The sequence below is a fragment of the Burkholderia sp. AcTa6-5 genome (assembly GCF_017815075.1).
Taxonomy (GTDB): Bacteria; Pseudomonadota; Gammaproteobacteria; order Burkholderiales; family Burkholderiaceae; genus Burkholderia; species Burkholderia sola.
The window spans coordinates 160741-175051 of sequence record NZ_JAGIQE010000008.1; the positions used below are offsets into that span (position 1 = coordinate 160741).

The following is a 14311-nucleotide window of genomic DNA, read 5'->3' on the forward strand; positions in this document are numbered from 1 at the left end:
TCAGATATGACCCGCCGCTTTCTCTTTTCATTTCAAATAGTTGCCTCGCCGCGAGCCATTTTTGGCTCGCGGGTCAGGGGGAATGGGTCTGCATGAAGCTCTCGATGGTCAATTCCGCATCATCAAAGACCATTCAACGCATTGATATTGAAGCGTTTTATTGAAATTTCACGCGCCTGGCACAGTGATTGCAGTTAAGGCTCCAGCCATCACCGATGGCACCTCGGGCCATAGGGGCCCGCCATAACATGGAGTACAGCAATGCCAACACCCGCCTACATCAGCATCCAGGGCAAGACCCAAGGCAACATCACCCAGGGCGCCTTCACCGCCGATTCGGTCGGCAACGTCTACCAGGAAGGCCATGAAGACCAGATCCTGGTCCAGGAGATCGAGCACCTGATCGCCACGCCGACCGACCCGCAAAGCGGCCAGCCGTCCGGCCAGCGCGTGCACAAGCCGTTCACCTTCACCGCGCCGCTGAACAAGGCCACGCCGCTGCTGTACCAGGCACTGGCGGCCGGCGAGACGCTGCCGGAAGTGGAAGTGAAGTGGTATCGCACCTCCACCGAGGGCAAGCAGGAGCACTTCTTCACCACCAAGCTGGAAGACGCCACCATCGTCACGATCAATACCGTGCTGCCGCACGCGCAGGATCCCAGCAAGGCGGAGTACACGCAACTGGTGAAGGTTGCCATGGCCTACCGCAAGATCACCTGGACCCACGCCGTGGCCGGCACTGAAGCCTCGGACGACTGGCGCAAGCCGCAGGAAGCGTAAAACGCGACACGGACCCGGCCAGCACCTGTGTTCCGTACGCCGGCCGGGTCCACGCACATGCCGCCGGTCAACATGAATGCAAGTCGTCGACCTCTGCCTATCAGACTGCCTCGATCGAGGCAGTCTGCAACCCAAGGAGTCGTTCAATGGGATTCGACATTTCCTACCATCCGATGCGCGAGGAAGAAATCCAGGTATGCTTTCTCGACTTGCGACAGGATCGCGCCGCGCGCTCCGCGATCTTCGATCGCTTCCAACTCGATGCGCAGGATCGCCACACTGTCGGCCAACTGCTCGATATCGAATTCGAAAATTCGAGCTTCAACGACAACCTGGGCTTCTGCCTCGCGGCCGTCGCCGGCTACTATCGAAAATACTGGTATCTGCGTGGGAGCGCCTGCAGCTTCGTCATCAATCGATTCCCGGAGTTTGTGCGCTATACGAGAAGCTGGAACGAATTGATCCCACCTGGTCAGCTCGGCGAATGGGAAAACACCCTCGGCGCCAACTACCGGGTTGGCTGCTATCTCAGTGAAGCCGGTGTGGTCGCCCTGCTATCGGATCTCGACCGCTGCCCAAACGTCGCATCGATCATGGCCAGCGCCTTCTCCCATGGCAGGCTCGCCGTCTTCCGCAAGGCACTGGCCTATGCCGCCGAACATCGCACCGGGCTGATCGAAGCCAGCGAGATCGTCGAACCCCATCCTCTCGATCTCGGCGCCAGCGGTTTCGCCACGAAAGCCGACCACTGCGAGATGGAAGGCATCGCGCTCTACATGGCCGACGCTATCGATCAAATCAGCACGGCGACCACCACCGCCACGCGCAACAAACCCTGCAGATTACTGCACTGAAACATTCGCGCCGCAAGCGCGCAGCGACACCAGCCCCCTTTCATTTCAAGGAATCGTCGATGACAACTGCAACCTACAAAGAACTGCTTGCTCAGCGCGCGCAACTCGAAGAACAAATCGAGGCAAAGCGGCAAGAGGAAATCTCCGCCGTCGTCACCCAAATCCGCGAACTGATGGCCGAATACGAGCTGACCATCGATGATATTGACCCGCCGCGCGGCCGTGGCGGCATGCGTACACGCAAGCAACCCCCACCGAAATACCGCGACCCAAGAACCGGCGCAACCTGGTCCGGGCGTGGACGCGCTCCAAGCTGGCTGGGCAAGAATCCAATGCGATTTCTCATCGATGTCGAGGCTTCATAAGCTCGATTGATGATCCTCGGTTTGCGCGGAGTAAAGCACCGCACATGGGATGCTCCACTGGACGCCAAGTGCCAAGAGCCTGATTGGTGCGACCGCAACCGACGACGCCGGAACGCTCGCTCTTCAATATCTCGGCCCTGGCAACGTGGCGTGTAGTCGCGCTCGACTGCACCGCCAATCATTCTTCTATCGGCCCCGCCATCAAGATCGCGCCGGGCATCATTGTTGATCATTTCACATGCCACAGATCCTCGATTCAGCCATCAAGGCAGCTGCCAAGCGAATCGATCATTACATCGAGATTCACCAAGCGCATCCCGAAATTTCCTTTAGCGTCCATGTCAAAGCGAAACGCAAGGAGTTGGCCTCCCGTGCCAGCGCGTTCCGGCTGATATACCTTGATACGAATGCGTGGAGATGCTTAGCTGACTGCCTCCTTGGGAGAGAAGAAAAAGTCACGCCCGAGATGAAGCTCTTTGCGGCCAGCCTTGAACAAGCAGCGAATACAGGAAAGTTTGCTTTCCCCATCGGCTTGCCCACCTTTTTCGAGTTGGACTCGATGGTTGATCCTGCTACCCGCGATACGGTGACACGGCTGGTTGACGAGCTTTCCCAAGGGCTCTGCATTGCCCCATCTCCCGAGCGCATCGGCTCTGAGTTACGCAAGCTTCGGCTAACCGACTTGCAGACCAGCGAAGGTTTGGAAGACTTCCTGTGCAGCCCCGTCGAGCTGCTTGGGATACCGGCAGTTTCGCTCCACGAGTTGTTGAAAGCGAAGTTGGACGAAGACACCTTCAACAAGGCGTTTTTTGATGCACTCGCGGAGCTGCCCTTTTCCATTCAACTGAAAGTCGCTGGCTCATCACCGCATGGGAAATGGAACAACTCTCACGGTATCGCCGATCTCAATACCGGAAAGATTGAACATCAGGAAGAAATCGCAAACCTCAACACGGGCATCTTCGTCGAGCTAAAGGGTTGCATCGCGGCATGGTTCGCGGAAGAAGGAGTAGTCACCACCCCGCAGGAAATCGCCCTTTACGCCCTCACCGCTCTGTACCATTGGCATCAGATGCCATCGTCACGCGCGCTGCCAACATTGCGCGTGTTGAGTTCGTTGTACGGATTGATGCGGCTCGATTCCAAGCGCCGTTATCAGAAGGGAGATCCGAACGACTTCATGGTGGCCGCCTCAGCCTTGCCTGTGGCTCAAGCCCTGTTTACTGCTGACAGAAAGCTAGTGTACCTTCTGTCCGACGCGAGAATCGGTTTCAGGAATTTTTCCGATTGCACGGTTGTCAATGGCTTCGCCGAAATGGCCAAGTATCTCGACGAGCAGCGGTGACTCAAGGAAAGAGGCCGAAGCCCCCTTCTTGCCAATGCTTTCCAGAAAAACGTTGCCCGCGAAGAAAACCGTGCATAGTCGCGGTATCTGATGGCCTCGACGGCATTGCGAGCGCCTCGATGCCCCAATCAGCCGGTGCCAAGCTTTTTGCGGAGCGCCACCGCCCGCTTCTGCACCCCGACCTTCGGATTCAGAGACAAGGCTTGATCGAAGGCCTCAAGCGCCTCAGGCAATTGGCCAAGCAGTTCATAGGCTTCGCCGCGCACGCGATGTGCGGTTGAAGCCCAATCGGGCGTGTCTTTTGCACCTTCTGCGAGCGCGGCGTCGGCCGTACTCAATGCTCTCCTGGCATTGTCCGGCGTCGCGTCGGTCTTGAGCAGGTCACGGGCCGACATGATCTTCGTGGCGTAGTCTCCCTTATCGAGCCGTGCTGCTTGAAACGCTTGAGCATCCTGGAACTCGCCGGACGCGGAATAGCTGAAGCGGCCGAGCCTCTTGTGTTCAACGCCGACTGCCTTGAGGCGCCCTTCAGCATCCACATCGAACGAATACTTGTCGGCCCATCCAGTGGCCGGCGGCACGGAGAACACCGCGGCGCCTCTATCAAGGTCGAGGACTTCCAGCAGATTCCCGTCGTCATTAGGGGCATTGGCGGTTTGGACAGCCGCGTATCTCCCACACCTTGAAAGTCCGACGTTGAAGACGTTGGCGCGGTAATGTCGCCGGTATCTTTCATGCCCATCCAAATCCAAAGCGACAACGTCGCCTTGCAGCGCCGATCCGAAGCCCGAATCGAGAACGATGTAGGTACCCGCATCCGAAACTGCGGCATCCGTCGGGCGGGCAAAGCACCTCAGCTCGTGCACGACTTTGTCCATCTGATGATCGACCAGAACCACCCATCCGTTGCCGCTCTCTCTGTACCCACCTCTACTGACCCCATCGGAATCATTGCAGCCGACGATCCAACGCTTGCCCGGAGATCGATGTGCCTGGCCAAAAAAGTCCGGCTTCGTCAACGAGAGCCAGTCGTCCCGCACAACTGCGTTACGTGCCGTGCGACCACCCTCAGGTTGCATGGGCGAGCTCACTGGGGGTATCTCCGCAGGAACCGGCTTCTTCGACCCGCCAAGTAGTTCCATCACCTTGGAAATGAAGCCCATCGCACGCCCCTCTGATTGTTATTGATGCTCGGCAGCACACAGACCATTCCATGTACAGCCAGATCGACGACTAGATCGCGTCACCAACGGATCACCAAGCGCCGGACACCGTGCAGTTTTGCAGTTTGATCCGAATGACTTCCCCCAGGTCGTTCTGCATTTGCAACTCGGGAAGAATCGATTTCGGTGGCTTTCGATACCAGTGCAGGCAAACGTTGACGAGATCCCCACCGGCAGGCTTCTTGAAGAACGACTCCAGCAGATCAGCCGTCAATTCCGGATTGGGCACGAAGTAGTAGTCGCCTTCGCAGTCCAAGTGCTCATGGCTTTGAGCCATATCGGCCCATCGCTTCTGGAAGATGCGCCGCTGGGCAATGAAGGGGTGACCCTCTGCCTTACAGGTCTCCGGGAAAACCGGTGTCATGAAATCAATTGCGTAGCCGTCACAGAGCACCCATGCATGAAACGATGTATCCGTACTTTGAACCAGACCATTTGTCAAAGACGCGAAGGACATCGCATTGCGCCGTTCTTCATCGACAAGCAAGAACGCGGCACCGGCGACTGGTATGGCATCCTTCTTGTAGAACTCCCGAAGAATGCGAGCACCAGCGACACTGAAGAACATGCACGCATGCGCTGTATGCGCATCGACACTGTCGAGTACGGACTTGATGACACTGTGAATGCGCAAGTAGTCAAGCAAGGGAATGAGAGGCTTCGATTTCATGTGGTCTATGTTTAGGTCGCGTGAGCCGATGAGGCCGACGGCTGCACTGCCAGCCGCATACCCATATCGCCTTAAGGATGGCGGACAAGCTGCTGAGCGCCGGATTTCCCTTCGGCGACAGCGTGCGATAGAGCTGTGGCGGATTCAGGCACGCCTGTCCGGCCACGGCCTGCACCGCACCAAACGCCTACGCCATCTGGTGCAACACGATCAGCAACTCAGCTTGGTCACCATCGGCAAGGTTGCCATTCTTGGTAGAAATCCTGACGCTCGCCCGGCGTCAAGTAGTCCCCGATTCGATAGAAATTCATCTTCGTTTATAAACGAACAATGATCAAGCTACCGACTCGGGCGTTGCCAAGGCCCGCGTCCTAATAGGTGGCGCTACCGATGGTTTCCTGGCGCCGCGCGGCTACCCCCGCGGATGTTTTCGGGCCGGTCTCGCTCGACAGCGGTGTCGTACAGCACGTCAATCAGTGCCTCGATCAAGTATCGGTCACTCGTGCGTAGCGCAGCGATCTTCGCCGCCAGCGTCATCATTTCAGATGTCGGCGGATAGCTGGCATCGCGAGGTAACGGCTTCGGCACAGATAGCGCTGACGAACTCGGCGGCGGCCCGTAATGCAGCCAATGCAGATCGACACGGAGCCATGCTGCCAGTACACGTAATTTGTCCGACGTCGGGATCGCTCGCCCCGATAGCCACTTGTGCGCGGTTTGTGGCGAGATCGGGCTGCCCGTGGAAAAGCGCAGATTGAACTGCAATGCAAGAGCTGTTGCACCAATTGGTGTCGGCGAACTGCGCCGGAGGGCAAACTTCAAGCGCGCGGAAAAGGCCCCTTTCTCTTCGATTGTTGGCATCTGTCAGATACAGGTGGTTGACCAGAATGCCTGTTCTAATCGTAATCCGAAGACGACACGAGTCGTTCACGTGCGATATCGGGGCGATGTACGTTCACGCGAGCCGACATCGCCACGCAGATTGCGCGGGCTAGCCGATCCATCCCAATCGGCGACGAGTTCAAGCCGAACCAACCTCAAGCCCCAATGGCTGGCTCAAACAAGCGGGGTAGCGATCGGTAAGCAAGACGACGTTGGGCAGACGGCGCGCCCACGCGTCAAGGCACCTATCGAAAAGGTGCCTCATGGAGAGCAGAGATTCCAAACGTTGTAATCTCGCCACACACCTTTAACTTACGCTCAGTTCCACCAAAACGCATTTCGTTCCACCTACTTCCACTCGCTCAAACTGGTACATCAAACGGTACATTACACAGTGTAAAATACAAAAATATCAATATTATCAATTAGTTAATGAAATATTTCTAAGCCTCTCCTGGGCACCATCTGTTTTTAAAAGGTCGGCTTTATGCCGGCCTTTTTTCATTTCCAGCCCAGGAAGCAAAGCGCCTGTCTTCGCGCCCTTATGTCGGCCGCTCCGATCGATAGCAGAATTTATCGGTTATCAAACACCCTCCCCGTTGTTACGTTAGCCGCCTCGCTTTCAACGCATCCAACGAGGAGCCCCCATCATGACGTCGATGAACCGCCGCGCATTCGCACGCGCGATGCTGGCCGCGGGCCTCGCTGCCGCCGGTGTCGGCGCGCACGCCGAGAACGCGCCGGCCACGCTGCGCATCGGTTACCAGAAATCGTCGACGCTGATCACGCTGCTCAAGACGCGCGGCACGCTCGAGCAGGCGCTGACGCCGCTCGGCCTGCGCGTGTCATGGCACGAATTCGCGAGCGGATTGCCGCTGACCGAAGCGCTGAACGTCGGCGCCGTCGACGTCAGTGCCGATGTGGCCGATACGGTCCCCGTCTTCGCGCAGGCCGCGCATGCGCGTTTCGTGTACGTCGCGCAGGAGGCGCCCTCGCCGAAGGCGCAGGCGATCGTCGTCAAGCAGGACAGCGCGCTGCGCACGCTCGCCGATCTCAAGGGCCGGCGTATCGCGGTCACCAAGGCGGCCGGCAGCCACTACCTGCTGCTTGCCGCGCTCGCACGCGCGAAGCTCGCGCCCGCCGATGTGGCGATCCATTACCTGACGCCCGCGGACGGCCGCGCCGCATTCGAGCGCGGCAGCGTGGACGCATGGATCACGTGGGACCCCTATGTCGCGTCGGTCGACCGGAATCCCGACGTGCGGATCCTGGCCGACGGCAGCGGACTCGCGTCGTACCAGCGCTATTACCTCGCATCGAGCAGCTTTGCGGCCGCGCGCCCCGACGTCGTCCAGATTCTGTTCGACCAGTTGTCGCTGGCCGGCGCGTGGCTGCGCGACCGTCCGCAGGAGGCCGCGAACACGCTCGCGCCGATCTGGGGGCTCGATGCCGCGACGATCGCGCGGGCGAATGCGCGACGCAGCTACCTCGTTCGCACGGTGACGCCGCAAAACTTCGGCGAACAGCAGAAGATCGCCGATACGTTCCTGGCGGCCGGACTGCTGCCCGCCCGCATCGATACGACCCAGGCACGGCGCTGGAACTTCACGGCGAAGCGCGCGGAACCGGTCGGCGCGTAACGATCTCGCCGCACCATATTTTTATCGTCCCGAATGAAATTGTATTGACAGGCTTCGTCAGCACGCTATAATGGCGGTCTTTCGCATCGCAGCAAGCGAAACGTGCCCAGGTGGCGGAATTGGTAGACGCACTAGGTTCAGGTCCTAGCGGTGGCAACATCGTGGAGGTTCGAGTCCTCTCCTGGGCACCATCTGTTTTCAAAAAAGGTCGGCTTCTGCCGGCCTTTTTTCATTTCCAGCCCAGGAAGCAAAGCGCCTGCGCAAGCAGGCGGGTTCGCTTCCCGCCAACGCGTGGTGCTATAGCCCCGACGCCCCCCGCCGCTCCCGCCACGTCCCGACAAACACCCCGGCCAGCACCACCCCGATCGCCACGAACGGCGCGGCTGGATGCAGTTCGTAGAGCCCATTGCCGACGAGCGGCGCCACCACCATGCTGAGCCCCTGCGCAACCGACATCGCGCCCGCGCACGCGCCCTGCTCGTGCGACTCGACCCGCGTGCTCGCGAGCGCCGCGGCTGCCGGGAACGCCGCGCCCATTCCGCACGCCGCGACCAGATAGCTCGCGCACATCAGCAACGGCTGCGCCGGCTCGACCGCCAGCACCGACACGAAGCCGACGCCGCCGACGAGCGCGCCCCATCGCAGCCACTGCCGCGGCGCGACCCGCCGCAGCCGCCCGACGAGCGCCTGCATCGCGATCAGGCCGACGCCCGCGCTACCGAGCGCGTAGCCGACCACCGCCGACGCGTCGCGCGCGCCGACCTGCAGCCGGTCGATCACGTAGAAGCCGAGCGCGCTGTTCGCGATCATCACGACGCTGTACAGCGCAAACGCGCTCCACCACGGCAGGCGCAGGCGCGGATCGGTCGGCTTCAGCCGCGCCTGCGCGTGCCCCGCGAGCCGCGGCCCGTCGTCGCGCAGGCGGCGCAACCCCGGCAGACCGACGAGCGGCAACAGCGCGAACACCACGAGCGCGAGCGTCATGTCGTAACCGGCGAGCCAGCCGGCAACTGGCGGCGCGATCACCATCCCGACCGCCCCCGCGGCGCCGAAGCGTGCGAGCGCCGCCGCGCGCCCGGTGGTCGCGGTCCGGTCCGCGAGCCACGCAGTCGCCGCAACCGGCAGGCCCGCATAGCAGCCGCCCATCGCCGCGCGCGTCGCCAGCAGCGCGACGAAGCTCGCCCAGACCGGCGGCAAAACCGCCCCGTCGCGCAGCGCCCAGCCGACATAGCCGGCCAGCAACAGAAAGCCGGCGACGAAGCCGACGATCGACGCGCGCATCGCCGGCAGCCGGCCACGCGCGTCCGCCACCCGCCCCCAGCGCGGCGCGGCGGCGATCCAGATGAGCCCGACGCTCGCGATGACCGCGCCGATATGCAGGGGTTCGAGGTTCATCCGGCGCGCCAGCGGGCCGGCGATCGCGACGAAGGCGTAGGTGCCGGCCACCATCGCGAGATTCGCGAGCAATAGCGGGAGGTAGCGGGAGCCGGCGTCGGCCGGAGCTTGCAGGGGTTCGGCGGAAGTCGTCGACATGTCCATTCCGTTGTGGGTTGAAGAAGAACGCGTGCGCAGCACGCAAAGACGCCGATGCCGCCGTCAGCCGGCACGGCCGCCTCGCGCGAACCAGCGGCGACGCGCGCGCAGCAGCGCGTCCCCGGTCGCGACAGTCGCCGGCAGATCGCGGCGCGGTGCGTCCGGCGTCGGCAGCCGCATGCCGACGCACGGTCGTTCGTCGCCGTACGGTTCGGCCACGGTGCCGGCTTCGGCGGGGACATGTTTCATCGCTGAAGCGCTCTCGAAGGGAAGTCGCACACCGTCAGACGCCGAGCGTCGCGCCACCGTCGACGCACAGGCTGTGCAGCGCGACGTGACGCGACGCGTCGGACAGCAGGAACAGCACCGTTTCGGCGACGTCGTCCGGCGCGGCGATGCGACCGAGCGGAATGCCCGTGCGATACGTGTCGAGCGAACCGGCGATCACCCCCGCCGGGCCGGCCGGGCCGTCCCAGAGCTGGCGCTGCATCGGCGTGTCGGTCGAGCCCGGCGCGACGATGTTGCAGCGGATGCCGTGACCGGCCAGCTCGAGCCCGAGGCAGCGGGTGAACTGGTGCGCGGCGGCCTTCGACGCCGCATACGCGGCCATCTGCATGCGCGGCACCAGCGCCGCATTCGAGCCAACCGTCACGATGCTGCCGGCGCGGCGCGCGACCATCCGCTGCGCGACCGCGCGCGACAGGTGAAATACCCCGTGCGTATTCACCGCGAAACAGTGCGCCCAGTCGGCGTCGCTCAGCGACGTCGTCGCCGCCAGCCGCAATACGCCCGCTACGTTCGCGAGCATCCCGATCGGGCCGATCGTCGCTTCGACGCGTGCGACCGCGTCGTTGACGGCAGCCGCATCCGCGACATCGACCGTGAACGGATGAATCCGCGCGCCGCGCGTCACGCTGTCGGCCGCGCGGCGCGCCAGCGCGTCGCCGTCGACGTCGAACGCGGCGACCTCGATTCCGCGCGCGGCCAGCGCGCGCGCGACGGCCGCGCCGATACCCTGGGCCGCGCCGCTCACGACGGCGACCGCACCCGGAAAAATCATGCCTGCCTGTGCATTCATCGATTCGATTCCTCATAAAGCGCCGGCGACGGTGGTCGCGGCAAGCCGTTCCGCCAGCGCGGCGCCGATCGCCGCCATCGGTTCGGGATCGGACATCCCGTCGTGCGAACAGTCGAGCGCGACGCAATTCAGTGCGCCGGTCGCCAGATGGGCTTGCCAGCTGTCGGGCGTCGGCAGGCCCGGCCGCTTGCGCGCCGCGTTGAACAGCAGCAGCGCGCCGTCGTAGCGCGGCGTGCTTGCCGCGCGGAACAGACGCATCTGCCGCAGCGTCGCGTCGGCGAACGCATCGAGCCCCGCCGGGCCGAGCGCCGCGAACGGGCTGTTCGCCCGCAGGAGCCGCTGGCGCAGCGCGTCGTCCGACAGATCGGCCGTATCGAAGTCGCCATTCACCGTGAGCAGGATGCGCAGCGCGTCGCCCGGCGCCGGCTGCGGCTGCGCCGCCCATGCGGACGCCGGGTAGCTGTCCATCAGCGCGAGCAGGCCGACCGTCTGACCGTCACGCGCGAGCGTCGCGGCAACCGCATGCGCGAGCGCGCCCCCGAGCGACCAGCCGAGCAGGTGGTACGGCCCGCGCGGCTGCAGCGCGCGCACGCGCTCCACATAGGTGGCGACGAGCGCGTCGAAATCCGCGGCGCGCCGGGTGTCGTCGACCGACAACTGCAGGCCGTCGAGCGCGACCTCCGGCAACTGCGCGGCGAGCCGCAGATAGCTCCACGCGAGGCCGTCGGCCGGATGGATGCAGATGAGCCGCGCGCCGCCGTCGCGCCCCGCCTGGATCGCCAGATGCGGCGCGAACGCGTCGTGTGCGGCGCGCGGCCGGTACGCAAGCGGCGTTTGCAGCGCGGCGGCCAGCGCGTCGACCGTCGCATGCCGGAACAGCATCGACACCGGCACGTCGCGGCCCAGTTCGGCCGCGAGCCGTGCGCTCGCCTGGATCGCCTGCAGCGACTTCCCGCCGACGTCGAAGAAATTGGACGCCGGCGTGAGCGCGACCTCGCCCAGCACGTCGCGCCAGATACGCATCACGCGGCGCGCCAGTTCGCCGGTCTGCTGCGCATCGCCCGGCTCCGCGTCCCGCTGCGCGGCGAGCCGCACGAGCGCGTTGCGGTCGGTCTTGCCGTTCGCGTTGCGCGGCAGGCCGTCGAGCACGCGCCATACGCCGGGGATCGCTGCGGCCGGCAGCGCATCGGCCAGCCGCGCGCGCAGCGCGGCGACGTCGTCGGTCCCGGCGACGAACGCCGCCAGCGTCGTCGCGCCCGCGTCGCTGCGCACAGCGACGACCGCCGCCTCCCGCACGTCCGGCGCGCGCAGCAGCCAGTCCTCGATTTCGCGCGGATCGATGCGCACGCCGCTGATCTTCACCTGATGGTCGATGCGGCCGTCGAAACGGAGCCGGCCGTCGCGCAGCGTCGCGAGATCGCCGGTCCGGTACGCGCGCATGCCGCTGCCGGGCAGCGTCACGAAACGCTCCGCCGTCAGCGCCGGATTGTCGAGGTACGCGAGCGCGAGCGCATCGCCGCTCAGCACGAGTTCGCCCGTCGAGCCTGCCGCGACCGGATACCCGCGGGCGTCGACGATCCGCGCGTCGACGCCCGCGCGCGGCGTGCCGATCGGCACCGGCTCGCCGTCCTGCCAGACCGCGCCCGGGCCGCCGACGCACGCGGCGGTCGCGATGATCGTCGCCTCGGTCGGCCCGTAGGTGTTCAGCAGCGTCTGGTTCGGCAATCGCGCGCGCCAGCGCCGGAGCCGCTCGGGCAGCGCGGCCTCGCCGCCGATGATGGTCAGGCGCACGCGACGAAGCTGCTCCGCGTGATGCGCGTCGAGCGCATGCGCGAGCACGTGCCAGTATGCGGTGGGCAGATCGAGCACCGTGATGCCGCGCCGCTCGACCTCGGCCGCGAACGTGCCGACCGAGTCGAGCATCGCGTCGTCGCGCAGCACGAGCGTCGCGCCGTTGCACAGCGTCACGAAAATCTCCTCGAAGCTCGCATCGAAGTGCAGCGGCGCGAACTGCAGCACCTTGTCGTCGGGCCCGACGCGATAGCACGCGCGCGTGCTCGCGACGAACTGCGCAAGGGCGCCGCGCCCGATCAGCACGCCGTTCGGACGGCCGGTCGAGCCGGACGTGTAGAGCAGGTACGCGGGCTGGTCGGCATCGGCGTATGGCGCCACGTCGACGCCGTGCGCGCCGGGCATGCGACGCGCATCGAGATCCAGCGTCGGCAGGCCCCCTGCGCACACGCGATACGCGCCGCGCGTGATCACGAGCGCGGGCGCGGCGTCGGCGAGCATCGCCGCGATCCGCTGCGGCGGACCGTCCGGATCGATCGGCACGAGCACCGCGCCGGCCTGCAGCACCGCGAGCATTGCCGCGATCACGTCCGGCGCGCGCGGCGCGGCGAGCGCCACCCGGCAGCCGCGTGTCACGCCGCGCCCGGCGAGCGCCGTCGCGAGCGCATCCACGTCGGCCAGCAGCGTACGGTAGTCGATGCGCTGCGCGCCTGCCTCGATCGCGGTGCGCGTCGGCGCTTCCCGCGCGATGCGGGCGACGAGGGCGAGCACGTCGCGGTACGGCCCGGCGAGCGGTGCGCCGCGCAGGATCGACGGCGGCGGCAGGTCGCCGAGCAGCGGCACCAGCTGTGCGTCCGGTGCGTGCCCGGCAAACGCGTCCAGCCAGCCCGCGAGGCTGCGCGCATACGCGGCGAGCCGTGCCGCATCGTATGCGTTCGGATTGCCCTCGAGCGTGATGTGCCACGCGCCGCCGCGCACCGCGACCGTCACATTCAAATCCTTCACGGGGCCGCCGCTGACCGCGCGCGTGTCGCTCGCGAGCCCGTCGAACGCGACCTGCCGCTCGAACGGCATCACGTTCACGGCCTGGTTGAACAGGAACGCATTGCGCTCCAGCAGGCCGAGATCGCCGCGAATCCAGCCGTACCGGTAGTAGAGGTGCGGACGAATCGCGCGCAGCCGCCCGGCAGTCTCGGCCGCGAGTTCGCGCGGCGAGCGCCCGGCGTCGACGTGCACACGCAACGGCACGATGTTCATCGCCATGCACGGCACGCCGAGCGCCGGCGTGCCGAGACGGTTCATCACCGGCAGGCCCAGCGTCAGATCGCGCTGGCCGCCCAGCTTCGCGAGCCAGATGCCGATTGCGCCCAGCAGCCACGCGTTCCAGTCGACGTCGAGCCGCTCGGCGGCTTCGCGCAGCGTCTGCACGCGCGCGCCGTCGAGCACGAGTGTCTCGCGCAGTGTATCCGCGCCGACCGCCTGCTGCGGCGCGAGGACGAGCGGCGCCGGCACGTCGCGCAAGTGCGCGCGCCAGAACGCGGAATCGGCGTCGAAGCCGCCGGTCGCGCGATAGCGCGCCTCCGCGTCGATCACGCGATCGATCCGCCAGTCCGGCAGCACGGGCGGCGCCACGCCCGCGACACGCGCGTTGTAGCGGGCGGCGACGGCCTGCTGGAGCAGGCTGTAGCCGAATCCGTCGAGCGCGATGTGGTGAACCTGCAGATACCACCAGTGCCGCGTCGGCGACAGCCGCAACAGCGCCGTGCGGTAAAGCGGATCGGACGTCACGTCGCAGCGGATCGACAGCGACGCGCGCATCCACGCGCGCGCGGCCTGCGCGGGATCGGGCTGCGCCGAGAAATCGACGAGCGGCAGACGCGCGCACGGCGGCAGGCGGCGCTGCCAGAGCGCATCGTCGGTCCATGCGAAGCGCATGTGCAGCGCGTCCGCATGATCGAGCACCGTCTCGACGCTGCCGGTCAGCGCGGCGACGTCGAGCGGGCCGTCGAGCTCGATCGACTCGGCGGTCAAGTAGCCCGGATCGTCCGGATCGACCTGCTGCGCGACCCAGATTCCGTATTGCGCGGACGTTGCGCGCATCGGTCGGTCTTCGAGTTGCATGAAGGGATCTGTCACGAGAAATCGTTGAT

12 protein-coding genes, 1 tRNA gene and 1 pseudogene are annotated in these 14311 nt (G+C 64.9%); 6 read left to right on the forward strand and 8 right to left on the reverse strand.

The genetic code is table 11. The annotated features are described in order from the left end of the window. Positions 1–261: 261 nt before the first annotated feature. From J8I33_RS13455 to J8I33_RS13470, 4 genes are all read left to right on the forward strand, one after another. Positions 262–780, forward strand: a complete 519-nt coding sequence (locus J8I33_RS13455) for an Hcp family type VI secretion system effector (protein WP_059937824.1) — start codon at positions 262–264, stop codon at positions 778–780. Positions 781–926: 146 nt separating this feature from the next. After that, on the forward strand, positions 927–1634 hold the full coding sequence (locus J8I33_RS13460; RefSeq protein ID WP_209936788.1) for a hypothetical protein: 708 nt from the start codon (positions 927–929) through the stop codon (positions 1632–1634). A gap of 59 nt (positions 1635–1693) precedes the next feature. After that, a complete protein-coding gene (locus J8I33_RS13465) occupies positions 1694–1999 on the forward strand; it encodes an H-NS histone family protein (protein ID WP_209936794.1) in 306 nt (101 codons plus the stop codon). 238 nt (positions 2000–2237) lie between these two features. Continuing rightward, complete coding sequence (locus J8I33_RS13470; protein WP_209936802.1) at positions 2238–3344, forward strand: hypothetical protein; 1107 nt, start codon at positions 2238–2240, stop codon at positions 3342–3344. A gap of 128 nt (positions 3345–3472) precedes the next feature. On the opposite strand, the gene J8I33_RS13475 is transcribed toward J8I33_RS13470, so the two are convergent. The 4 genes and pseudogenes from J8I33_RS13475 to J8I33_RS13485 form a co-directional block, all read right to left on the reverse strand. Further along, positions 3473–4507 (reverse strand): tetratricopeptide repeat protein, encoded by a 1035-nt coding sequence (locus J8I33_RS13475; protein ID WP_209936809.1) that lies wholly within the window; start codon positions 4505–4507, stop codon positions 3473–3475. Positions 4508–4598: 91 nt separating this feature from the next. Next, positions 4599–5237 carry a DUF2026 family protein gene (locus J8I33_RS13480; RefSeq protein ID WP_209936818.1) on the reverse strand — a complete coding sequence of 213 codons (639 nt, stop codon included), beginning with the start codon at positions 5235–5237 and terminating at the stop codon, positions 4599–4601. A gap of 11 nt (positions 5238–5248) precedes the next feature. Continuing rightward, a pseudogene (locus tag J8I33_RS34445) lies at positions 5249–5499 on the reverse strand (addiction module antidote protein). A 122-nt stretch (positions 5500–5621) separates the two neighbouring features. Then, the gene (locus J8I33_RS13485) at positions 5622–6098 is read right to left on the reverse strand and encodes a transcriptional regulator (RefSeq protein ID WP_245172005.1); all 477 of its coding nucleotides are present in this window, start codon (positions 6096–6098) and stop codon (positions 5622–5624) included. A gap of 671 nt (positions 6099–6769) precedes the next feature. On the opposite strand from J8I33_RS13485, the gene J8I33_RS13490 reads away from it, so the two are divergent. Further along, positions 6770–7759, forward strand: a complete 990-nt coding sequence (locus J8I33_RS13490; RefSeq protein WP_209936825.1) for an aliphatic sulfonate ABC transporter substrate-binding protein — start codon at positions 6770–6772, stop codon at positions 7757–7759. A gap of 104 nt (positions 7760–7863) precedes the next feature. Next, positions 7864–7950: transfer RNA gene (locus J8I33_RS13495), tRNA-Leu, on the forward strand. A 106-nt stretch (positions 7951–8056) separates the two neighbouring features. On the opposite strand, the gene J8I33_RS13500 is transcribed toward J8I33_RS13495, so the two are convergent. The 4 genes from J8I33_RS13500 to J8I33_RS13515 all read right to left on the reverse strand — a co-directional run bounded on the left by J8I33_RS13500 (position 8057) and on the right by J8I33_RS13515 (position 14297). Then, entirely contained in the window at positions 8057–9292 is a 1236-nt protein-coding gene (locus J8I33_RS13500) for an MFS transporter (protein ID WP_209936831.1), read from the reverse strand. Between the two features lie 63 nt (positions 9293–9355). Further along, the gene (locus J8I33_RS13505; RefSeq protein ID WP_209925522.1) at positions 9356–9541 is read right to left on the reverse strand and encodes a hypothetical protein; all 186 of its coding nucleotides are present in this window, start codon (positions 9539–9541) and stop codon (positions 9356–9358) included. 34 nt (positions 9542–9575) lie between these two features. Beyond that, positions 9576–10370, reverse strand: coding sequence for a 2,3-dihydro-2,3-dihydroxybenzoate dehydrogenase (locus J8I33_RS13510; protein ID WP_245172006.1), 795 nt, complete (start codon positions 10368–10370; stop codon positions 9576–9578). Positions 10371–10382: 12 nt separating this feature from the next. Next, entirely contained in the window at positions 10383–14297 is a 3915-nt protein-coding gene (locus J8I33_RS13515) for an amino acid adenylation domain-containing protein (RefSeq protein WP_348636012.1), read from the reverse strand. Positions 14298–14311: the final 14 nt, after the last annotated feature.